The 23,113-nt window shown below is 43.1% G+C and carries 22 protein-coding genes; 5 read left to right on the forward strand and 17 right to left on the reverse strand.

Translation table 11 applies throughout. The features are described 5' to 3' along the window. Positions 1-23: 23 nt before the first annotated feature. The 5 genes from CJ483_RS09435 to hpaI all read right to left on the reverse strand — a co-directional run bounded on the left by CJ483_RS09435 (position 24) and on the right by hpaI (position 5,665). The gene (locus CJ483_RS09435; protein WP_120034319.1) at positions 24-497 is read right to left on the reverse strand and encodes a flavin reductase family protein; all 474 of its coding nucleotides are present in this window, start codon (positions 495-497) and stop codon (positions 24-26) included. A 24-nt stretch (positions 498-521) separates the two neighbouring features. Then, entirely contained in the window at positions 522-1,505 is a 984-nt protein-coding gene (gene hpaD, locus CJ483_RS09440; RefSeq protein ID WP_120034321.1) for a 3,4-dihydroxyphenylacetate 2,3-dioxygenase, read from the reverse strand. Between the two features lie 45 nt (positions 1,506-1,550). Beyond that, positions 1,551-3,020 carry a 4-hydroxyphenylacetate 3-monooxygenase, oxygenase component gene (hpaB, locus tag CJ483_RS09445; protein WP_120034323.1) on the reverse strand — a complete coding sequence of 490 codons (1,470 nt, stop codon included), beginning with the start codon at positions 3,018-3,020 and terminating at the stop codon, positions 1,551-1,553. A 135-nt stretch (positions 3,021-3,155) separates the two neighbouring features. After that, positions 3,156-4,670: a 5-carboxymethyl-2-hydroxymuconate semialdehyde dehydrogenase gene (gene hpaE / locus CJ483_RS09450; RefSeq protein WP_120034325.1), complete on the reverse strand. Its 1,515-nt coding sequence runs from the start codon at positions 4,668-4,670 to the stop codon at positions 3,156-3,158. Between the two features lie 68 nt (positions 4,671-4,738). Then, complete coding sequence (gene hpaI, locus CJ483_RS09455; RefSeq protein WP_120034327.1) at positions 4,739-5,665, reverse strand: 2,4-dihydroxyhept-2-ene-1,7-dioic acid aldolase; 927 nt, start codon at positions 5,663-5,665, stop codon at positions 4,739-4,741. 230 nt (positions 5,666-5,895) lie between these two features. Here hpaI and CJ483_RS09460 point away from each other — a divergent pair, with 230 nt between their 5' ends. Next, positions 5,896-6,783 carry a LysR family transcriptional regulator gene (locus CJ483_RS09460; protein ID WP_120034329.1) on the forward strand — a complete coding sequence of 296 codons (888 nt, stop codon included), beginning with the start codon at positions 5,896-5,898 and terminating at the stop codon, positions 6,781-6,783. A 39-nt stretch (positions 6,784-6,822) separates the two neighbouring features. On the opposite strand, the gene CJ483_RS09465 is transcribed toward CJ483_RS09460, so the two are convergent. Next, positions 6,823-7,905: a hypothetical protein gene (locus CJ483_RS09465; protein WP_120034331.1), complete on the reverse strand. Its 1,083-nt coding sequence runs from the start codon at positions 7,903-7,905 to the stop codon at positions 6,823-6,825. A gap of 173 nt (positions 7,906-8,078) precedes the next feature. Here CJ483_RS09465 and CJ483_RS09470 point away from each other — a divergent pair, with 173 nt between their 5' ends. Together CJ483_RS09470 and CJ483_RS09475 are read left to right on the forward strand one after the other, a co-directional pair. Further along, on the forward strand, positions 8,079-8,396 hold the full coding sequence (locus CJ483_RS09470) for a DMT family transporter (RefSeq protein ID WP_120034333.1): 318 nt from the start codon (positions 8,079-8,081) through the stop codon (positions 8,394-8,396). A gap of 12 nt (positions 8,397-8,408) precedes the next feature. Continuing rightward, a complete protein-coding gene (locus CJ483_RS09475) occupies positions 8,409-8,750 on the forward strand; it encodes a DMT family transporter (RefSeq protein WP_120034335.1) in 342 nt (113 codons plus the stop codon). Between the two features lie 81 nt (positions 8,751-8,831). Here CJ483_RS09475 and CJ483_RS09480 read toward each other — a convergent pair whose 3' ends face one another. The 6 genes from CJ483_RS09480 to CJ483_RS09505 all read right to left on the reverse strand — a co-directional run bounded on the left by CJ483_RS09480 (position 8,832) and on the right by CJ483_RS09505 (position 15,643). Continuing rightward, positions 8,832-10,376 carry a BCCT family transporter gene (locus CJ483_RS09480; protein ID WP_120034337.1) on the reverse strand — a complete coding sequence of 515 codons (1,545 nt, stop codon included), beginning with the start codon at positions 10,374-10,376 and terminating at the stop codon, positions 8,832-8,834. A gap of 244 nt (positions 10,377-10,620) precedes the next feature. After that, positions 10,621-11,700: a tartrate dehydrogenase gene (locus tag CJ483_RS09485; RefSeq protein WP_120034339.1), complete on the reverse strand. Its 1,080-nt coding sequence runs from the start codon at positions 11,698-11,700 to the stop codon at positions 10,621-10,623. Positions 11,701-11,719: 19 nt separating this feature from the next. After that, positions 11,720-13,171, reverse strand: a complete 1,452-nt coding sequence (locus tag CJ483_RS09490) for an aldehyde dehydrogenase family protein (RefSeq protein ID WP_120034341.1) — start codon at positions 13,169-13,171, stop codon at positions 11,720-11,722. Further along, positions 13,164-14,246, reverse strand: coding sequence for an aromatic ring-hydroxylating oxygenase subunit alpha (locus tag CJ483_RS09495; protein WP_120034343.1), 1,083 nt, complete (start codon positions 14,244-14,246; stop codon positions 13,164-13,166). Before CJ483_RS09495 ends, CJ483_RS09490 begins: the two co-directional genes overlap by 8 nt. A gap of 92 nt (positions 14,247-14,338) precedes the next feature. After that, positions 14,339-14,587: a ferredoxin gene (locus tag CJ483_RS09500; protein WP_120037897.1), complete on the reverse strand. Its 249-nt coding sequence runs from the start codon at positions 14,585-14,587 to the stop codon at positions 14,339-14,341. A gap of 36 nt (positions 14,588-14,623) precedes the next feature. Next, entirely contained in the window at positions 14,624-15,643 is a 1,020-nt protein-coding gene (locus CJ483_RS09505; protein ID WP_120034344.1) for an NAD(P)/FAD-dependent oxidoreductase, read from the reverse strand. A gap of 254 nt (positions 15,644-15,897) precedes the next feature. Here CJ483_RS09505 and CJ483_RS09510 point away from each other — a divergent pair, with 254 nt between their 5' ends. After that, a complete protein-coding gene (locus CJ483_RS09510) occupies positions 15,898-17,268 on the forward strand; it encodes a sigma-54 interaction domain-containing protein (RefSeq protein ID WP_481747712.1) in 1,371 nt (456 codons plus the stop codon). Positions 17,269-17,381: 113 nt separating this feature from the next. On the opposite strand, the gene CJ483_RS09515 is transcribed toward CJ483_RS09510, so the two are convergent. The 3 genes from CJ483_RS09515 to CJ483_RS09525 form a co-directional block, all read right to left on the reverse strand. Beyond that, positions 17,382-18,194: a YitT family protein gene (locus tag CJ483_RS09515; RefSeq protein ID WP_120034348.1), complete on the reverse strand. Its 813-nt coding sequence runs from the start codon at positions 18,192-18,194 to the stop codon at positions 17,382-17,384. 156 nt (positions 18,195-18,350) lie between these two features. Then, complete coding sequence (locus tag CJ483_RS09520; protein WP_120034350.1) at positions 18,351-19,214, reverse strand: permease prefix domain 1-containing protein; 864 nt, start codon at positions 19,212-19,214, stop codon at positions 18,351-18,353. A gap of 15 nt (positions 19,215-19,229) precedes the next feature. Beyond that, positions 19,230-19,556 carry a PadR family transcriptional regulator gene (locus CJ483_RS09525; protein WP_120034352.1) on the reverse strand — a complete coding sequence of 109 codons (327 nt, stop codon included), beginning with the start codon at positions 19,554-19,556 and terminating at the stop codon, positions 19,230-19,232. A gap of 190 nt (positions 19,557-19,746) precedes the next feature. Between CJ483_RS09525 and CJ483_RS09530 the strand changes: the two genes are divergently transcribed. Continuing rightward, positions 19,747-20,958 carry an MFS transporter gene (locus tag CJ483_RS09530; RefSeq protein WP_120034354.1) on the forward strand — a complete coding sequence of 404 codons (1,212 nt, stop codon included), beginning with the start codon at positions 19,747-19,749 and terminating at the stop codon, positions 20,956-20,958. 75 nt (positions 20,959-21,033) lie between these two features. Here CJ483_RS09530 and CJ483_RS09535 read toward each other — a convergent pair whose 3' ends face one another. Beyond that, a complete protein-coding gene (locus CJ483_RS09535; protein WP_120034356.1) occupies positions 21,034-22,260 on the reverse strand; it encodes a CynX/NimT family MFS transporter in 1,227 nt (408 codons plus the stop codon). A gap of 2 nt (positions 22,261-22,262) precedes the next feature. Continuing rightward, positions 22,263-22,955 carry a FadR/GntR family transcriptional regulator gene (locus CJ483_RS09540; RefSeq protein WP_120034358.1) on the reverse strand — a complete coding sequence of 231 codons (693 nt, stop codon included), beginning with the start codon at positions 22,953-22,955 and terminating at the stop codon, positions 22,263-22,265. Positions 22,956-23,113: the final 158 nt, after the last annotated feature.

Consider the following 23,113-nt stretch of genomic DNA (forward strand, 5'->3'; position numbering starts at 1 on the left):
TTGCACGTCCCCTTTCGTTTTACTTAAGCGAGCTGTCCTTCTGCAAGCTGGCCGTATTTTCCTTCAAAGAAAGTAAGCGGTGTTCCTTCACGTAAAACAATATCCTGCACTTCACCGATGAATAATGTATGGTCTCCAGCTACTTGCTTTGAATACACCTTACAGACAACATTGGCAAGCGCACCTTTAATTACTGGAACATCCTGAATGCGGTCGAATTCCGCTTCACGTTTTTCCTTGATTTGGCCGGCAAACAACATCGATATTTCTTGTTGCTCTGCTGCTAAAATGTTAACAGCAAATTTGCCGGATTCATTAATTTTCTCAAGCATTTTTGCTTTTTCACCAATCGAAATTAAGACGAGCTTTGGATTGAGTGACACGGACATGAAGGCATTTGCCGTCATTCCATGTGCTTCTCCATCCAACTCAGTTGTAATAACTGTTACACCTGTCGCAAATTTCCCCATTGCATTGCGGAATAACCGATCATCCATCATTGATTCCCCCATTACTTTGCATTAGATAATAAATTCAGGTTTCTTTTGTTCCAGCTTGGCAGCTTCTGTTTCTACGAATTCCCCTGTTTCAATATCAAGGAATGGAGACGTTTCATTGAACCAGCTGTCCGGTGCTTTCGCTCCCCAGAACGTTTGGCGGCGTGGATCATTTAAATCCCAGCGGATCGGTTCAAAGTCCGAATCACTTGTTAAGTAATCACCGTTATACAATTCAATTCGATGACCATCCGGATCTCTTAAATATAAGAAGAAGGCGTTGGATAAACCATGACGGCCTGGTCCGCGTTCAATGCTGTCCGCATAGCCGAGTGAAGCGAGTACATCACAGCAATGAATAAGAGCTAATGGATCTGGCAGCCAGTAAGCAAAGTGGTGAAGGCGCGGGCCTTCTCCATTCATGAATGCCTGATCATGAACGCTCGGCTTGCGATGCAGCCATGCCGCCCAAATACTGTCATCTTCTGTTGCCGTGTATTCAGAACAAGCAAATCCTAATTCGTTAATGAAAAAGTCATAGGCTTTCTGAACATCAGGCACCGCACAGTTTACATGGTCAATGCGCTGAATTCTTGCGCCTCTATATAAGTCATAACGTTGCAGCAGACGCTCGGCTTTATCCATTTTACAGAAGAATTCAAGCGGCATCCCCGATACATCATGGACATGAAGCGCACGACCGAGCGCATGCTGTGTTCCCTCCTCAAGCCACTTTGTTTTCAGGCCTTTTGATTGGAAAAAGACTGCAAGCTTATCAAGGTCTTCATCTTTTTCTACTTTGTAGCCGAGTGCGTAGACACCCACTTTCTCGGATTTTTTCAATACTAAGCTATGATGAACATGCTCCTCTAATCCTCTTAAATAAATGCAATCATCCTTGCTTTCTGTTTCTATAAACCCTAGCGCATCGACATAAAATTTTCTTGAACGCTCAAGATCCTTTACATTTAATACGGTTCTTGCAATACGGATAATGTTAAAATCCATTGCCCCTGCCTCCCTTTTTCTTATGAAAATATCAAACTGTGCGGATTATTTTTGAATGAGCTGCTCTGAACGATCTAAGAATTCTTTTACACGGTCTACGTACTCCTGTTTGTCATAGCCGTTGTATAGTGCGCTTGCCATTCTGACTGGATCACCAAAGAAGAAGCGCTCATACAATGTTTGTCTCGTTCCAAAGGCACTCATGCATACATCCCATGCCAAGCGATATAATTTCACACGGTCGTAAGCGCTTCCAGTGGCAGACTGCAAATACTTGTCGAGATCCGGACGGATTTCTGAATTAAAGTCTGCTTCGTTTGGAATGGCCATTAAACCGCTAGCACCAAGCAATTGCATAATTTCACTGAAGCGAGGATAGATTTTCGGGTAGTAGTTACGAGCAATATTCAATGGCGTAAAGTCCGGTGTCATGATGCCCCATTTATCAACTTTAGCATTTGCTTCTGATGCCGCGACATAAGCTTTCACCGTTTCTAGTGCCATAATGATTTCAGATGCTTTTTCCTGAACGTGCTGATATTGTCCGATATTGATTGTTTCGATCATTAGTTGAACAAGGCCAAGAATAAACTCTGTTTTGGCAACATTTTTAGAAACGACTTGGTGCGTCATATGAACCACTGCATTACTTTCGTTATATGCCTGGTTACAGACTCCTACATCACCAAGAGCAAATACGCGATCCCAAGGAACAACGACATCGTCGAAAACAACGATCGTATCCATTTCTTCAAAACGAGAACCTAGCGGATGATCAAAATTGGACTTTCCATAATCAAATGATTCACGGCAAATGAACTTTAATCCAGGTGTGTTATTTGGAATAGAGAAAGCGTAAGCATAAGGATTTTCTTCTTCCGCTTGTTTTAATAAAGTAGAAGGGAATACCATAATTTCATCTGTAATGCCGCCTTGGGTAGCCAGCAATCTAGCGCCTTTAATTACAACGCCTTCTGATGTCTTTTCTTTAATGCGGGCTGCGATATATGGATCCGGCAGCTGAGCCGCATTCACACCCCGGTTTACTTGCGGCTGAATCAGCGTGTGAGTTAAAGATAAGTCATTTTCTCGACAGTATTCATAATATTTCGACATATTCTGAGCATAGAAAGGGTCTTGCTTGCCGAACATTTCCGATGCAGATCCGTAAGCCATCATTCCAACATTGATGTAATCCGGTGAGCGTCCCATCATTCCGTTGTTATGTCTCGCCCATTCCTGCATCATTTTACGGCGCATTTCCAAGTCTTCTTTCGTTCTTGGCTGGATAAAAGAAGTACCGACACGATCACTCGTCGTTGGCGATTCATATGTCATAAAATCTTTTTTCTTTGGATCATGCTGCATATCATATAACTCAGCCTGTGTTTTCATGACTCCTTTAAATGCAGGGTGCTCAGAGATTTTTCCCTTTACCTGCTCTCCATTAATCCAGACGTTCGCTTGAGCCTGGTCGACTCTCTCGATGTATTCCTTACCTGTTTTAGCTGGCATATAACTCTCTCCTTTTTAATAAAAGTGAAAGGCGCTTGATCAGCGGCTTATGACCTCGAGCCGCTAGTGCCTGTAACTACACACTCTTGAAAGTAGAAGGCGCTGGCTTAGCGCCCTCTCTTTTAAATGTTCCGTTTACTTACCGAACTGTGGAATATGATGGTCGCCAATCGCTACGTGAATGATTTTTGGTTCTGTATAGAATTCAAAGAGTGCATAACGACCGCCTTCTCGACCGACCCCGCTGTCTTTCATTCCGCCAAATGGGATTCTTAAATCACGCACGTTTTGTGCATTGATCCAGATCATGCCGGCTTCGACTGCCTGAGCAACACGATGGCCGCGTTTAATGTCGTTCGTCCACACGTATCCTGCAAGGCCATAACGCACATCATTCGCTGCTTTAACCACTTCTGCTTCATCTTCAAATTCGATGACCGCCATCACCGGTCCGAAGATTTCTTCCTGACACACTCTCATTTCGTTTTTAGCATTTAATAACAGTGTGGGCGGCACAAAGTTGCCGGCTTTCACTTCTTCGGGCACTACTCCCTGAATCACTTCACAGCCTTCTTCTTTTGCTAATTCAATGTAACTTTTAACTTTATTAAAATGCTCTTTTTCAATTAGAGGTCCAAGCTGTGTTTTTGCATCCATTGGATCGCCGATCTTAATATTCATGACGCGTTTCTTTAATTTCTCCACGAACTCCTCTTTAATGTTTTTATGAAGGAACAGACGAGAGTTCGCTGTGCAGCGTTCACCATTAAAGGAGAAGATTCCCCATACCGCTGCATCCAGGGCGCGGTCAAGGTCCGCATCTTCAAACACGATTAGCGGGGACTTACCGCCCAGTTCCATGGAGGTTTTCTTTAACGTATCGGCCGAATTCTTAATAATGATTGAGCCTGTCGTTGTTTCCCCAGTAAAGGAAATGGCTTTTACATCTGGATGTGCCACAAGCGTCGCGCCTGCTGTTTCCCCGAAGCCATGCACAATGTTGAACACCCCTTCTGGAAGGCCGGCTTGATTGATGACTTCCGCTAACTTGTTCGCTGTCAAAGGAGATAGCTCCGCCGGTTTCAGGATCACGGTATTCCCCGTTGCCAAAGCTGGAGCAACTTTCCATGTTTCCAGCATAAATGGCGCATTCCATGGTGTAATCAGTCCAATGGGTCCAAGCGGCTTATAGACAGTGTAATTGATGAATTCATCATCCATTGGGTATGATTCTCCGTGCAATACGGATTGCACCATGCGGGAATAAAAACGAAAGTTCTCTGCGGCACGAGCTGCCTGTTTCTTCGTCTGGCTGATCGGAAGACCTGTATCAAGGGATTCCAGATAAGAAATTTCTTCCGCGTTTTCCTCGATCAGGTCAGCGATACGCTCAATATACTTCATGCGTTCGGCCACTTTCATCTTGCCCCATGGCCCTTCTTCGAACGCTTTCTTTGCCGCAGCTACGGCTTTGTTGATATCTTCTGCACGACCCTCGGCCACCACGTTATTTACCTTATTCGTAAATGGGTTCACATTTTCAAAGGTAGCGCCTGCTTCGGCATCGGTAAACTGACCATCAATATAGAGTTTTACATCTTCTACTCGTTTATGGGTTAACTCTTGTTGTCCAGCTGCTTGTACTTGCATCATGGTCACTCCTTTTTCATTTCCTCAACCATTTTTATAGAGACTCATTCGTTCTTTCGCTCAGTTCATTAGTTCGCTGAAATACCTTCCGGTAAGATATTGTACGATTTCAGTACGTCACGGATTTCATCCTGCAGTTCCTGCGTTGGCAACGCCATTGGCTTGCGCAGAACCGGCTCGATTTTGCCCATCATGCCGAGAGCGGCTTTGACCGGTGCTGGATTTGTATCTTTAAAGAGCACATCGTTTAATGGCATCAATTCATAGTGAAGCTCAAGCGCTCTTTCCGTATTTCCTTCCATCCAGGCGTTGTGCATTTCTGCCACTTGTGCTGGCGCGACGTTCGCTGTCGCACTGATGGAACCAGCACCGCCGATCGTCAGCATCGGATAGCAAAGCAACTCAATGCCAGAGAACAGCTTAAAGTCTCTTCCGCAATTTAACAGGACGCGGTTTACATGTTCAAAGTCTTTATTAGACTCTTTCGCCCCGATAATGTTCGGGCAGTCTTCCACTAAACGAGCCAGTGTTTTCACTTCCAGGTTCACGCCTGTGCGTCCTGGAATGTTATAGACAACGATTGGAATATCTACCGCATCGGCGATCGTTTTGTAATGAGTATAAAGCGCGTGCTGAGAAGGTTTATTGTAATAAGGAACGATGACCATTGCGGCGTCGGCGCCCATTTCCTGTGCCGCTTTCGTTAAGCGCAGCGCTTCGTTGAAGTTGACGGAACCTGTGCCCGGTGCGAATGGGACGCGTCCATTGATCGTTTGGATCGCTGTTTCCATCACAAGCTCTCTTTCTTCTACGGTTAGGGAACTTGGCTCTCCCGATGTACCCGTCACGGAAATTCCGTGGCTTCCGCTTTCAATTTGCCAGTTGATTAAGCTTTTGAATGTATCGAGATCTAAACTCTCATCCTGTTTAAAAGAAGTAATGACCGGTGCAATCGACCCTTTTAACTTTTCTTTTGCTTCCTGAACTTTTGACATGTTTCCTTCGCTCCTTTTTATCATCAAAATAATGTTATAAAGAAGTAACAGCTTTACTCCTTCATTCGTTCTAATAGATTCTTCACCAAATAAATTTTAAAAAGATTTTGAAAAAAATGGTGGAATCGTTTACATTTATAACTTATCATAGGAATTGAAATATTAAAAATATTAAAAATATTGGTTAACCATATTAAAAAAATATACATATATGTAAGGGGGTTCCAAAGTTGGATATTCGGCAAATTCGCTATTTTGCTACCATTGCGGAAGAAGGACAGATTACAAAAGCGGCTAAAAAACTGCATATGGCTCAACCTCCTCTTAGCCAGCAACTAAAAGCATTAGAGGAAGAACTCGGTGTCTTGCTGTTGGAACGTAAAGGCAGAAGCCTTGAGTTAACAGAAGCGGGAGAAGTGCTGTATAAAAAAGCAAAATACTTGCTGGAGCAAATGGAAGAAACCGTTACTGAAGTGAAGGAAGTGGGAGACGGCTTAAAAGGTGTTTTATCCATCGGGTCTGTAAAAACATGCTTTTCTTATATACCTGAACGATTTCTTTATTTCAGGGAGAAATATCCCCGTGTTAAATTCCGATTAAAAGAAGGCGATTCCTCTCTATTAGCCAACTATGTGAAACAGCGCGAAGTAGAGCTTGCTATTGTTCGGCTTCCTCTCGAAATGGAGGAATTTTCTTACTTGCCGCTGCCAACTGATCCATTTGTTGCCGTTATCCCTGAAAAAAGCGAAGCCTCTTCTACTATCCGAATGAAGGAACTTAGCGGCATGCCTCTCATGCTGTTGCATAGGGTTAGCGGTGTCGGTCTCTATGAACTTGTCGTTAATGAATGTACAAGGCATAGCTTCGAGCCAAATATCATTTGCGAATGCCCTGATGCGGCGATGTTGCTCTCACTTGTTCGGACAGGCTTAGGGACAGCACTTTTGCCAAAATCTACACTGCTCTCTTTTCCAACGAATGGTTTAAAAGTAGTTGAAATTGAAGATTGCACCATCCAATCAGAATCCGCTATTATCTGGCTAAAAGACCGCTACTTATCTAAAAAAGCAGAGCGTTTTCTTGACACATTTCATTCGTCCAAAATGATTATCAATTAATAAAAAATGAGACCGCTATGTACGGTCTCGTTTCTTATTCTACTTATATTGTTCATCTCCTGTAGCCATTCTGCTTAACCCTTCTTCTTCCACCGCTGCTAGAAATTCTTCCGGCTGGTCAAGACGCAAATAGATTCTCTTTGCTTTTTTAGTAAACCCGTATATATAGTGAACCGTCGCCGGCTGCTTTAATTCAATTACTACTTGTGGCTCGCCTTTTTCCATATCGGCATATACACCATGAAAAGCATCTTGATCCTTTTCGTTGTATTCTCCCTCCTCTGTGCGCCGGATCGAGAAAATATTTTCTTTTGTAGCAGTAATTCTTTTAACTAAGCCAATAGGGACAGTAATTTTGTCCGCTTCTACAACTATCGGGTTAAGACGGATCGCTTGGATTTCTCCGATAAAAAAGAGCACGGTGTATATATTTAAGACAACCATTACCCAAGCAATAACCGGATTCATCGAGTGGATCATCCAGTGCACGCCGACCGTTTCCAATACAACAGCATGGATGAGCATCACATTGAAAGCGAGAACACTGGTCTGGCGGTGAGCCGTAAAATGACGGTCAGATTCAGGTGCTTTTTGCTTCCAGCTGGCAAGCGCAAGTTTCCATATCATCCATTCAGAAATAATAATTTTTGCAAATCTATTTTCTGAGAAAGCAGTTTCTGCCTGCTGCCAGACAGCAAGTGTTGAGGTAACAGCTCCTCTAGTGGCCTGTACTTTTCGACGGATAGTACGGACTGTTTTAATAAGCCGAAAAATAATCCAGATTTCAGCAGCAAAAAGGGCTGCCTCCCCTGCAAACAATACCCATCCGATCCACTCCATACCGGCCAGGCGGCCATCAGGGATAATTGCTTTCCCGACAAAATAACCAAGTAATGCCACGCCAATTACGGGAGCCATTTGCCGTTTTTGGCGAAAAACAAAGAGGTACGCAAGAAGCGGGATGACAAGAACAAAATCTAATAGCGAACCAATTGTCACCATCTGCATTTCATTGGCAGGAAGAGGAAGAAGATGATGCGCAGCAAAATTGGAGAGAATAATGACTCCAGCTAAGGCTAAGAACCAATTCCATTTTGTTGGTGATACACGAACAGCATTCATAAGAAAAGCCTCCTTTACAAAAACTGTAATCGTTTCACCTCTATTTTATAAAAAAAGAAACGTCCGCCCATTGAAAAAAGTTACAATTTTCCTACGCTTTCGTTTTTAACCAGAAGGTTCGGCAACGTGTGTTAAAATATTTGTAAAGTTTTTACCTAAGTGGAGGGTATCAAATGACGTTTCTTCCCTATTTGCTTTTAGGAATTGCTATCGTCTCGGAAGTATTCGGCTCTACTATGCTGAAACTTTCCAATGGGTTCACCCGCTTGCTTCCGGTAGCGGGAGTGATTGTCGGATTTGGAGTGGCCTTTTATTCCTTATCTATAGCTTTGAAAACCTTGCCTCTAGGAGTGGTTTATGCTACGTGGAGCGGCTGCGGTACCATTTTGACTGTTATCGCGGGTGTATTATTTTTCAAAGAAAAAGTAAACAAGCAAGGCATCTTAGGAATAGGACTGCTCATCGTTGGACTTGTCTTACTAAATAGTTAAGGAGAAATAAATATGAGAGGCGTTCTTTTTTTAACACTTGCTATACTGCTAGAAATATTCGGGTCCACCATGCTGAAATTATCCGACGGGTTTACCAATATAGGACCTTCCATAGGAGTGGCCATCGGTTTTCTATCGGCATTCACTTTATTCAGCTTTGCATTGAAAAGTCTTCCCCTCTCCTTCGCTTACGCTGTCTGGTCTGGTGCTGGAACAGCACTAACAGCTATTATTGGTGTATGGTTGTTCGGAGAAAGCTTTAGCGCCTTGAAAATCGGCGGACTATTTCTTATCATCTTTGGCATTGCCCTTCTTAATACTTCTTCAGAAAAAGCCGTACAAAGTGAGAGCTAGCCTATAATGATTTTGTATGTCTAAAGTCAATTTCTACATATAAAAAGCGGACTTTGAAAAGTCCGCTTTTTAACATTTATTCTAAAGAGCCTTTTGTTCGGGAATATCCTTTTGTTCTTTCAACTCTTTATTTTTTTTTTCAGATGACTGGATATATTCATCGTTCAGACCTTTATACGTTGAATAACACATCACGAGCATTAAAAAAGCAAGAGGTACAGCTGTTGCCACAAGCGCTGATTGCAAACCTTGCAAACCGCCGGTCATAATAAGCACGACCGAAACTGCTGCAATAACAACTCCCCATATAATCTTTGTCCGGTGTGCAGGATCTGGATTGCCATTTTCACTGATCATTCCTAATACGAATACAGCTGAATTGGCTGATGTAATGAAAAACACAAGGACAAGCACCATTGCCAGTACACTTAAAAACGCACTCATTGGGAAGTACTCAAAGAACTGGAATAACGCAGAAGTAACATCGGTTGATACGGCAGTCGCGAGCGCCTTTTCTCCCATATTTTGAATAAGGTGAATTGCTGATCCTCCCATTACTGCAAACCAGAAGAATGAACCGAGTACAGGAATAAAGACGGCGCCCATCATGAACTCTTTAATCGTTCTGCCCTTGGAAATTCTGGCGACAAAACTACCAACAAGCGGCGCCCAAGCAATCCACCAGCCAAAATAAAATAGTGTCCAGCTAGCAATCCAGGAACCATCGTTATATGGCTCTGTTCGGAACGACATGCCGATGAAGTTTTGAGCATAATCGCCAACACCCTGGAAGAAAATTTTAAAGATAGACTGGGTTGGCCCCAGGAAAAGAACGAAGCCTAATAAAGCAAAGGCGAGGAACATATTCAGATTGGATAAATGCTTCATTGCTCCTTGCAGGCCAGAAACAGTAGAACCTACATAAATAAAGGTAACTACAATGATGATGAGTGCCTGTGTAAAGATATCCACCGGTATTCCCCAAAGGAAATTCATGCCGCTGTTTACTTGCAGCGTACCAAAACCGAGCGATGTAGCAATTCCAATAACAATCGAAAGGATAACCATGACATCAATCGCTTTGCCAAAAGGGCCTCTGATTTTATCTCCAATCAAAGGATAAAAGACAGAGCTCAATGAAGACGGAAGTTTTTTTCTAAACTGAAAGAAAGCTAAAGAAACTCCTACGAGTGCATAACAAGCCCAGGCCGAAACGCCCCAATGCAAATAAACAAACTGCATAGCAAGCTTGCCTGATTCCTCAGAAGATCCTTTGCCGAATGGAGGGTCAATGTAATAGGAGACAGGCTCTGCCACGCCCCAAAACACGAGGCTGATACCGATAGAAGCACTGAAAAGCATGCCAATCCAGGTGGCCGTTTTATATTCAGGCCGATCGTCATCATCCCCTAAACGAATATGCCCGAATTTTGACAGTCCAATATACATACAAAAAGCAAAGAAAATAAAAACACTGGCAAGAATAAACCATCCCAAGTTATTGTAAATAAAATTAAGTGACGAATTCGAAAACTTCTCCAGTTGCTTTGGTGCGAATACACCTACACTAATTAATAATAAGCTGATTGCCAAAGAGGAATAAAATACAGCTTTCTTGCTATTCACCTAACCACTCCTTTAAAGTTTGCCAATCAAAAGATGCTACTGCATCCTCCCACTCCCTTAAAAACTCTCTTAACATGCAAACGGTTTCTAAATTTAACACACTATCCATGATCCCCTTGAGCAAACCGCTGAGCATCTTCTACGTTCCTATAAAGTCCTAGGTAAAATAAGAAATTTCAAAAAAATATAGCGATACCGCCCGAGGAAAGTTTCCCCAGGCGATACTGTTTTATTTATCTAAAAATCATTTTGCTGGAACTAATGAAGCGATAATTTCTGTTATCCGGTCCCCTACTTCGGACGTAGAGGCTGTTCCGTTCATGTCAGGCGTTAACGCTTTATCTTCTAAAAGTAATTGTTCAACGGCAGCTAATACTGCTTGGCCGTATTGCTCATAGCCGAAAAAGTCAAGCATTTGACTCGCAGACCAAATAGATGCCAGTGGATTTGCGACACCTTGTCCTGCAATATCCGGAGCCGATCCATGAATCGGCTCAAACATGGACGGGAAGTTACGCTCAGGATTAATGTTGGCCCCTGCAGCAAGCCCGATACCGCCGGCAAGAGCGGCTCCCAGATCGGTTAAAATATCCCCAAATAAATTGGATGTAACGACTACTTCAAAACGCTTCGGATCCTTGATCATCAGCATGGCAGCTGCATCAACCAGGTAGGACGCCGTCTCCACTTCCGGATATTCCGCGCTTACCTCATCGAATACCTGATCCCAGAAAACCATGGAATAATTCAAGGCGTTCGCTTTGGAAATGCTTGTAAGAGACCTTCCTTCTCTCTTTGCTGTTTCAAATGCATAGCGGATAATCCTTTCTGTTCCTTTACGGGAAAACACGCTGTTCTGCAATACTACTTCATGTTCTTGCCCCTTAAATAGCCAGTCACCGGCACCCGAGTATTCTCCTTCACTGTTCTCACGAATGAACAGCATATCAATGTCCTCGCGTTTCACGTCAACAAGCGGCAAGTGTGCCCCTTTCAGCAGTCTAACGGGACGAATATTCACATACTGATCAAAACTTTTGCGGATTTTCAATAGTAAATCCCAGAGTGAAATGTGATCGGGAACTCCAGGAAAACCAACGGCTCCTAAATAAATTGCATCAAATTCTTTTAGCTGCTCAATTCCGTCATCATCCATCATTTTGCCATTTTCTGCGTAAAACTCGCATCCCCATGGAAAGTAAGTAAAATCAAACTGAAAACTTGAATCAAGTTCAGCTACTCTATTTAATACTTTAACCCCTTCGTTAATAACTTCCGGTCCAATGCCATCCCCGGCAATCACCGCTATTTTAAATGTTTTCACGATAATCTCCCTCGTTCTTTCAGCTTTGGTTCCAAACGACTAATTTCATTTCAGTCATTTCTTCCACTGCATACTTAATGCCTTCACGGCCTGTGCCGCTTTCTTTCACACCGCCGTACGGCATCTGGTCTACACGGTATGTCGGCACATCATTGATGATGACACCGCCAACATGCAGCTCCTGTGAAGCGTACAAAGCATTCTTAATATTATTTGTGTAAATTCCTGCCTGCAGTCCATAGCGGGAATCATTTACTAATTCCACCGCTTCTTCGATACTGCTTACTTTATTAACAACGACAACCGGAGCAAACGCTTCCTGGCAAGATACCTTCAACTTATGCTCCGCCCCTGTAATGATGGTTGGCCCTAAAATGCCGTTTTGCAGTTTACCTCCTGCTGCTATCTGGGCACTGCTTCCTTTTGTTTCTTCGATCCACTCTAGCACGCGCTCTGCTTCCCCTTTTGCGATCAAAGCGGAAATGTACGTATCGGAATCAAGCGGATCACCGACTTTCAATTTCTTTGCCGCCTCTGTAAATTTCGCAGTAAACTCATCGTACACTTCTTCGTGAGCATAGACACGCTGCAGGGAAATACATACCTGGCCTTGATTGGAGAAGGCTCCCATGATGCAGCGGTCAATGATGTCATTGATCTGAATATCTTTATCGATGATCAATGCTGAATTAGAGCCCAGCTCAAGCGTTGTCTTCTTCAACCCTGCTTTACTGCGAATGCTAATACCCACACTTGGACTTCCTGTGAAAGTCACCATGCTAACACGATCATCTTCAACAATGGCATCTCCCACTGTTCCTCCCGGTCCCGTTACCACATTTAGCACGCCGGCTGGAAGACCAGCTTCTGCGAAGAGCTCTGCGATGAAAAGAGCAGAAAGTGGAGTTTGTGAAGCTGGCTTTAATACGACTGTGTTACCGGCTGCGATGGCAGGACCGACCTTGTGTGCAACTAAATTGAGTGGAAAATTAAACGGTGTAATAGCACCGATCACTCCAATCGGTTCTCTTACTGTATAGCCGATCCGGCCAACACCGCCCGCAGCCGCATCAAAAGGAATCGTTTCACCATGAATTCTTTTGGCTTCTTCCGCAGAAAACTTATAGGTTTCAATCGTTCTTGCTACTTCTGCTTTAGCGAAGACAATGGGCTTAGCTGATTCACGAGAAATAATTTCAGCTGCTTCATCCGCTCTTTCTTTTAAAAGAGCAACTACTCTCTCCAAGATCTCCGCCCGTTGATAAGCAGGCATTTTTCCAATCGCTTCACGTGCGTGATAAGCAGCTGTAATGGCTTGCTTTGTCAGCTCTCTGTCGGCCATAGCAATCTGGGCAATCTCCTCCCCGGAATAAGGAGAGCAGAGCGGGGTGTATACCGGCGCTTCTACTTTTTCACCATTGATCAAAAGAAACTGTTTAACAGAATTTTCTTTACTCGTTAATTTACTCATTGAGGGCCTCCAATACCATTTCATGAAATTGAACGATCGCTTTTTCCGAAGAAGAATATTTGCCCTTATTAAACGCACGAGACCGGAAACCGATTTGTTCCAGCTCTACTAAGTCCACATCTTCCTGACGAACCTGTTCCGCAAAAGCAACTAAGTCTTTTTCTTCCTGAGTCAAGTTTTCATCGCGGAAGTAATACGTGTAAACAGCCAATGTGTTTTCATGGTCAATTGGCAGCATTTGAATCGTTGCCATATTTCCCGGTCCCGGATAAATCGTAACCATTAAATTTGGCCATAACCAGTAAAAGGTCCCACCCTGCATTTCCGCCTTGTTCAAATCCGCTTCACCATAATTTTTATCAGGCTTTACAATGGATCCTTGGATAGAGTAGTTCTCACATGTAATAATTTGATAATCATCCATGTCCAGTGTTGCAACGAAGCTTGGATGAGCTACATGGCAATGGTCACATTCTAAATAGTTGTCAATGAATGCCTTCCAGTTAGCTTTAATGACACGTGTTTTTTGACCGGTTCTTTTCAGTTCGCTCAAGAAAGGAAACTTGCTCAATCTTTCAAAGAAATCCCCATAAGATTCACTGAGCGGCTTTGCTTGATCATCCAAGTTAACGAAAATTAAAGATTCCAAAATTTCCATGCGCACAGAACGCAAGCAAGCATCCTGCACACAAGCAGCGTCTTCCCCTCTAAAGTTCGGCGCTTTATTTAACTTTCCATCCAACTTGAACGTCCATCCATGATAGCCGCACTGAAGGATTTTCTTCTTCCCCGCTTCCTTCTGTTCAAGCTTCGTCGCACGGTGTGGACAAACATTGTAAAAGGCGCGAATTACTTCATCCTGGCCACGAACAACGATGATTGGTTCTTTAGCTACTTCCGTCGTAAAGAAAGAGCCTGGTTTTTCTAGTTGGCTGACATGCCCGACAAGCTGCCATGATTTTGAGAAAATAAGATCCATTTCCTTATCCAATACCTTTGGATCTGTATACAGATCATAAGTCATTGTTCTCTCAAATGTCCGGTTCGTCGCGTTTTCTACTTTATTATAAGCCATTATTCATTCTCCCCCGTAAAATAAATTGTGTTAATTGAATCAGCCTGGACTGTTTTTAAAGCGCTTTCGTTTTGGAGAAAGACGTTTGCCCTTCAGCTGACTTCTGCCTTTTTACACGCAAAAGGTTGTTCAGCCACTTTAATAGAGTCTGTCGGGCAGCCATCAAGCGCATCCTCTAAATCTTCTTCAAGGTCTTCTGGTACTTCCATTGCTCCTTCATTGTTATCAAGAACAGCAAAGGCAAGTCCTTCATAATCGTAATCGAACAGCTCCGGAGCCGTTGCCCCGCAGGCGCCGCAGGCAATGCACGTCTCCTGGTCTACTATCGTGTATTTAGCCAACACTACTCGTCTCCTTCCTGCTACTTGATTTCGCTATTACACAGAATGGGTACTTTTGTTTTTTTCGCCCATCACACTCGTACTGTGGAGCGGCTGTACTTTTGCGCTCGGATCAATATACACTTTCGCGTTGCTGACAGCTGTGGGTGCTTCTCCAAAACCGCTGGCAATCAACTTGACCTTTCCTTCGTAGGTGCAAATATCTCCAGCGGCATAAATACCTTCCAGATTTGTCTCCATCCGAGAATTTACTACAATAGAATTTCCTTTGATTTCAAGTCCCCACTCTTTAATTGGTCCAAGGGACGAGACAAAACCATAGTTAACGAGTACATCATCGACTTCAATTTCAAGTGGTTCACCGCTCTTGGTTTCCGTCACAATGACTTTTTCAATTCTTTCTTCGCCAATAAGTTCCATCGGCACATACGGTGTTACAATGTCGACCTTTGACTGTTTTAACAGCTCTACACTATGTTCATGAGCACGGAACTTATCTCTACGATGGATGAGCGTTACTTTTTCTGCGATTGGCTCAAGCATCATCGCCCAGTCAACGGCTGAATCCCCTCCGCCGAATACCACTACCTTCTTTCCGGCAAACTGATTTAAATTCTGAACGGAATAATGAAGGTTAGCGCTTTCAAATTTTTCTTCGCCTTCAAGTTTCAGCTTACGTGGCTGAAAAGCTCCATTTCCAGCTGTGATAATAATTGCTTTTGAGTAATGGGTTTCTTCATTCGTTGTGATAGCGAGCACTTCATCTGTTGTTCGTACGATGCTTTCCACTGACTGTTCCAGACATACTGCCGTTTCGAATTGATTCATTTGCTCGATTAATTGATCAACAAGCTCCTGAGCACGTACTTTTGGAAAGCCAGCAATATCATAAATATATTTTTCAGGATATAAAGCGGATAACTGGCCGCCAAGCTGTGGTAGACTTTCAATCACCTTAACTGAAGCCTGACGCATTCCCGCATAGAAAGCGGTGAACAACCCAACCGGGCCGCCGCCAATAATTGTAATATCAAATATTTCCGGCTGTTGCTTCATCGTCATTCCCCCTCTACTACAAAAATAGTTCTCCTTGAGTCTGCCTCTTTGGAATAAACGGATATTTCAAGACAGTGTTGACTGCCTGTTGGTTGTATATATGCAATTCCAATGCCAACTTCTAAAATTAGCGAAAACGATAAAAAAATAACGAAAATTCTTTCAATTTTGATTTAAATTGAGTTATATTTAACTCAAAGTTAAGAATAGTTAGTCAAATATAACTCACTTGATTTACAAAAGGGGGAATGCCTGTGAAACATGCAGAAGAAAAAAACAGCGTTGAGATGACACTGGAGACGTTATTAAAAATACTCGATCATTCTTCCGATGAGATTTTTGTACTTGATGGTGAAATGCGGATTCTTTATGTTAATCAGGCGTGTGAACGTCATTATGGATTAAAGCCCACCGATGTAATCGGTAAATATAACATTGAATTGTTCGAAAAAGGGTATTGGAAACCTTCTATTGTTCCTGAGGTGTATAAAAGAAAGAAACCATGCTATATGAAACAGCAAACATATATTGGTGCAGAACTGCTCACATCTGCTATTCCGCTCTTAAATGAAGCAGGGGAGATTGAACTTGTTGTCATAACGTCAACAGAATCACAAACGTATAAAATGTTCAAAGCGAAAGAAGCAGCAGGTGAGTCAAATATAACTCACTTTGAAGAAGAAGCAGAGCGGATCATTACAAATAGCGAAAAGATTAAACAAATCATCTCCTTCTGTGAAAAAGTAGCACCTACAGATTCAACGATTTTGATTGAGGGAGAATCAGGCACAGGAAAAGGAGTGCTTGCCCATTTTATTCATCGAATTAGCCAGCGGAAAAACGGGCCATTTTTAACAATCAATTGTGCTGCTATTCCAGAAGAGTTACTTGAATCCGAACTATTTGGCTATGCAAAAGGGGCATTTACCGGCGCCAGCAAATCTGGAAAGCCCGGCTTGGTCGAGGCGGCGGACAACGGCACTGTGTTTCTCGATGAAATTGGCGAAATGCCTCTTGCTCTTCAAGCTAAACTGCTTCAGGTTATTCAGGATAAGCAATTTATCCCTGTTGGCGGCAGTGAAACAAAAAAAGTCGATATCCGCATTATTGCTGCCACCAATCAGAATCTAGTCCAAATGGTCAAGGACAAACAATTTCGCGAAGATTTGTTTTATCGTCTAAATGTGATTGATGTCCATCTGCCACCGCTCCGCGAGCGAAAAGAAGATGTGATTCCACTGACATATAATTTTTTAAATAAGTTTAACGAAAAATACCATACGAACAAAGTCATTTCAGAAGAATGTCTCAATACTTTGATTCATTATCCATGGCCAGGCAACGTGAGACAATTGGAAAATCTCATTGAACGGCTAGTTGTGATTAGCGACTCTGTCATTCAAGTGTCTGACCTGCCTGATATGATTACGGAAAACGCCGGGCCTCTTACCCAGCTTTCTCTTCCCCACACTCTCGACCAGGCATTGGATGAGACAAAACGGATTCTCATCAGAAGATCTTACCAGATGTATAAATCATCACGAAAAGTCGCCAATGACCTCGGCATCAGTCAGACGAAAGCGTCGAAGCTGATCCGCGAATATTGCAGCGATTTGATGAGCTAGGCGCATAAACACGGTCACCAGGTCCGTGCACAAGCAGTCAGTAAATGCCCCAGGCGGTGAGTAATCCTGGAAACATAAAAAAAACCTTTTCCTGTTAGGAAAAGGTTTTTTCTCTAGGAAGGCCGGTGAAATGAGCCAACAACTTCAACCGTCTGGGTAACATTAACAAAGGCCCCAGGATCAGCATCATGAATCATTTTCTTTACATCAGTAAGCTGATAACGCGTAATAACCGTCACGAGTATGGACCGTCCTTCACCCGTGTAGGCTCCTTCTCCGTTCATTAGCGTAACACCGCGATACAAGTTTGCCAGAAGCTTTCCTTTCACTTCTTCCCCTTTGGCAGTAATGATCATTAATGTTAGCTTGACATGGTTAGTATGAATCATGTCAACCACTTTTCCTGTCGCATAAATGGCAATCAGCGTATTGAGCGCAGCATCCCAGCTGAAGATAAATCCAGAAGCCAGGACGACTACAGCATTCATAGCTGTTAAAATCGAGCCAAGCGGAAAGTCTTTCTTCCTTGTCAAAAGCATGGCGATAATATCAAATCCACCTGATGAACCAGAAGCCCGGAAGATCAGCCCAATGCCGGCTCCCGTAATCACTCCGCCGAACAGTGCGGACAAGATAGGCTCTGTGGACACTTCAACAATCGGTATCACATAGAGACTGAATGAAATCGTGACTACTGATAAAATCGTGTAGCTGATAAAGCGCCTTCCAAGCTTGATTAACCCAATAATTAGAAGCGGCAAATTCAAAATCAGGTTTACCACGCCTGTATTTAAAGGAGTGATCAGACCAAACATAATTGCTACCCCACTAAGCCCACTGCTTAATATCTCGTGCGGGATGAGAAAAAAATTGTAAGCGACTCCTACTAAAAATGAGCCAAACAGAATGATTACAACATTTTTCATCTAACCTCTCCCTTCTCCCATCTACTGTTTAATTGTTATTATTATAGGGGAGAAACTGGAGATTTTAGAGATAATAGTTTTTTCTGAAAAACCAGACGCGCACAAAAAGATGTAGAACAAAAACGCGAAGAGACACTTAACTCTTCGCGTTTTTATTTATAAAGCTTTTTTCTGTTTGAAAGGAATGGCTCCGATCAATACCTCTACACCTGTCGCAAAAATAAATACGATCCACGCGTACTTCCAACTAATAATAAAACCAATGAGAAGAAAGGTAGCAAAGGCAAAAATCCATAAAGCACCCGAGATACTCCCTCGTATCATTTGATATTCCGGATTATAATACTTGGCTGTATACTTCATCCACTCTTGGTCGTGTTTGCTGCGGTCCTTTTCTGTCAGTCCAAGAAACACGTAAAGGCAGATGGAAGGAATAGCAAATGGAAGCAACGTAGCAACCCACTCACCATTTTCTACACTCCCTTGAAAATAAACAATACCAGCGGTAAATAAGCCAAACAGTAAAACTCCCGTCGCTGCTGTATAGCCTGCTGCCCGGATCGGTCTCATTCCAAAATGATGTGGAGTTTCTTGAGTCAACCCTAAATAAACAAGCGCACTGATCGATACAAGGGCAAATGGAAACAAGGTGGAAATAGTAATGTAGTATTCTTCCATCCGCAAATGGACAAGCAGTGCCGTAATCATCCCGAACAGTAAAATTCCAATGCTAATGACATAGCCAAACACATGGACTTTAGGGAGCGGTTTTTTATTATACATATGATCAATAACTTCATAATGAGCTTTTATGCCGATGTCTTCAGCTACCTTCGTCACATCGCCAAGCTGGCTGATTGCTTTCTGAAACGCCTCTTCTTCGTTCATCCCCTGATTAGTAAATTCCTGAATCCTCTCCTGCAGATTAACCTCTACTTCCTCCTTTAATTCATTAAGCTGATTGGAGGGAGGAAAATCAGCAAATACTTGTTCAATATATTCCTTGATCCTGCTCTTCATTTTTTCACAGCCTTTCTACAATAATTTGTCGATGACTTCTTTGGTAAACTCCCAATCATCACAGTTTCGTTTATAAAGCGTTTCACCGGAAGCAGTAATACTGTAATATTTTCTTCTGCCTCCCTGTGTCTCGCTTCCCCAATAAGAAGTGACACAGCCCTCTTGTTCAAGCCTTCTAAAACTGGAATAAAGAGTTGCCTCTTTTAATTCGTACTGCCCTTCGCTTTTCTCAATAATTTTTTTATAAATTTCATATCCATAACTGTCCCCTTCTTTTAAAATTCCAAGGACGATCGTATCTGTATGGCCTCTGATTAAATCAGATGATATTTTCGCACTCATTAGGCGTCCCTCCTACAATTACAATATACTTCATATTACTTTGTCTGTCAAAGTAATATTACAGACATTTTCTATTAAAAAAAGACAAGTTTAGCCATCTTGGCTGTTCAAGAAATAAATAGCTCTTCTTACTTTCCATACGTTATGATAGAGACACTATTTAAATCTGAGGTTTTTAAAGGAGAAAGTGATGTTGTTTGCAAAGAAGGAAAATTACAAGTGGCTTATTCTTTTCATTGCTACTCTTGCTCAAGCCTGTGCCACATTTGTCACTTACGGGATAGGTCCGCTGGCAACTTTCTATCAAAGAGAATATGAGCTTTCACAATTGGAAGTTGGCCTGTTAGTATCCGCAGTAAACGCTGGTCCGATCTTCTCTATGCTATTCTTTGGAGATTTAATGGAGAAACACGGAGAGAAGTGGGTCGTTGGTTTAGGCGCTGTGTTTCTGGGCTGCAGTATTTTAGCTGCTTCTTTAACAGATCAGTATGTTTTACTGCTTATCATTTTGGCCATTGTCGGCTTATGGTACGGCACCGCCCAGCCCGGCGGAAGCAGTGCTATTATGAAATGGTTCCCTAAGCAGCACCGCGGACTGGCGATGGGCATCAGGCAAACGGGAATCCCTATCGGCGGGGCCGTCGCTTCAATGATTCTTCCTTTCTTGTTTTATTACAATGGGGCCACCGCCGTCATAACAGCACAATCAGCCGTTGCTATAACAGGTGGTTTAGTCTTTCTTTTATTCTACAAAGATATTAAGCATGGAAAGAATGGCAGCAAAAAACACCGCTTCATGGAAAAAATCAATACAATTAAAAGTAACACTAGTCTTTATCCTGTATTTTTCATTGGCATGATTATGGTTTCTTTGCAGATTATCCTTGTTGCCCACTTAATGAGCTACTTTACGAACACTTTGCATGTGAAGCTTAGCACAGCAGGGTCTTTCTTAAGTTTTGCGTTGGCTGGCGGAATGTTTGGCCGGATTATTTTGGCCTGGATCAGCGACCATGTATTTAAAGGAAATCGAAGCAAGCCCCTGCAACTAACGATGTGGGCCTCTGCTATGGCTGTATTGGGTCTTATTCTTCTGCCATCTTATCTCCCTTTATGGGCAATTAACCTTCTATGCTTTTGGATAGGATTCTTGGGAATCGGCTGGTTCAGCCTGTTCATCGTGCTCGTCTCGGAAAAATCAACCACTGAATTCTCCACCTTAACAGTGAGTTTTGCTTTAACGTTAAATCAAGTGTTTATTGTTGTTTCTCCCTCATTATTCGGATGGCTTGTAGACTATTCTTCCGGGTATACTATTCCACTGCTTATGCTTACTTTTTTTATCATGGCAGGCGCTGTATGGCTTGGATCATCTGAGAGGCACTATAATAAAAAAGCTTAGGATGACCATGAAAAGACTGGTCATCCTAAGCTTCTTTCAAAGATTGATTATAGTTAAATTTGAGCTTTCACCACTTTACTTTTGGGCAGACGAAGTAACGTACCCCTTTTTCCCGACAGATAAGCCAGTGACAAAAATAAGCACTGAAGCCGCAATCAGCATGGTTAAAGGAATCGTCCAGCTATGGGTAAGATCATGCAATCCGCCGAACAAAACCGGTCCAACAGAAGCCAGAAGATACCCGAATGACTGCGCCATTCCCGATAACTCTGCCGCTTCCTGTGTACTTTTCGTACGCAGACTGAAAAACATCATAGCGAGGCTAAATGCAGATCCTGCTCCAATACCGGTAAAAATCACCCATAGCAGCAAAAGGGCACTATCGTCAAACAGTATGCCAATCAGTCCGGCCGTAAATAAGACGGCCGTGGCAGCTGCAATCCCACGTTGGTTTTCCTGCCGGCCTGCCAGCACCGGCACAATAAATGTAAACGGCAAAACAGAAAATTGCATCATTGACAGCATCCAGCCGGCTGATCCGGCATCCATTCCTTTTTGCTGTAAGATATCCGGCAGCCAGGTAATTACTACATAAAAGATTAACGATTGTAATCCCATAAATAAAGTAACCTGCCAGGCAAGACGAGAATGCCATAACCGGCTGCCTGAGCGATTGCCTCCTGGCACTGCTGTTTGTTTTTTACGACGCAGCTGCGGCAACCAAAAGAAAACAGCAATGAATGCTAATACTGCCCATACCCTGAGAGCGCCTGACCAGCCAAAACCAGCGCTGGCAGCAAGCGGTACACTAAGGCCCGAGGCGATAGCGCCACAGAGATTCATGGAAACGGAATAAATGCCTGTCATCACACCAAGACGCTCAGAAAAATGTTGTTTGATAAAGCCAGGCAGCAACACATTGCCAAGAGCAATCGCTAATCCGAGTAAAATTGTCCCTGCAAATAAGGCTGCTACTCCCCCGGAGGAACGGAGCAATATTCCTGTTGCCAAAGCAATTAAAGCGACAAATAATGTCAGTTCGACTCCGAACCGCCGAGAGATTTTTGGCGCAAACGGCGATAGAAAAGCAAAGGCAAGCAGAGGAAGCGTCGTAATCGTGCCAGCAACAGCATTTGATATTCCAAGATTCTCCCGAATAGCTGGTACGAGGGGTCCGACAGAAGTTAAAGGTGCTCTAAGGTTGGCACCGATCAAAATAATCCCCACGATTAAAAAAACGACTTTCCATCTTCTTGATGCATGATTTTGTTCAATAGATTGGATTGCTTGTGGTTCTCCCATTCTTATTCCTCCAAACCGGCAGACAGCAAATCTTTTAAGTAAACCATATATTCATTAACAGCTTCTGCTGCCGCCTCTTCATTTTGTGTCGCGATGCCCTCAACGAGCTTTTCATGAATATGCTGATGAGTAGCTGTGCAAAAGGAAAGCTCAACAAGATTGCGCACAGATGAATGCAAGGCATCGATCATATGCTCATATAATTCAATCAGCAGGCGGTTATGAGCAGCTGCAGCAACAGCTTGATGAAGCTGAATATCTGCTTCTGCATAACCTTCCTGATCCCCGTCATTAATCGCCTGACGGCAGTTATCTAAATAAGACCTCAGCTTTCTGACATCTTCATCGCTTCGCCGAACAGCCGCCAGCCGGGCTGCTTCCCGTTCAAGTGCATGTCTGACCTCCAAGGTTTCCTGCAAATCCGACTTGCTTACCCGCCGTTCAATAGCCACGCCGAGGGCGCTCGTCGAACAGACATGAGTGCCGCTTCCTTGTCTTGTCTGCAAAAGACCGCTATGCACAAGTGCGCGTATGGCTTCACGAAGTGTATTGCGGCTCACTTCAAATTGTTCCATCAATTCCATTTCCGGAGGCAGCCTCGTGCCGACCGGCCAAGCACCGGACTCAATTAATTCCTCTATTTGTGCTGCGACTTGATCCACAAGTGAGATACGGTTCGCTTTTTCAATGTTCATGTCTACACCTCAAATTTGTAGGATGATTGGTTCATTGGCAAACTTATCATATCTATGAAAATAAGTAAACATCAAACGAAAAATTCCTAAAACAATTTTAATGAAGCTCTCCTGCCGACAAAATGCCTATACATAATAACTAAAAAACAGCCCAAAAA

This window comes from Bacillus sp. PK3_68, assembly GCF_003600835.1.
Lineage (GTDB): Bacteria > Bacillota > Bacilli > Bacillales > Domibacillaceae > Pseudobacillus.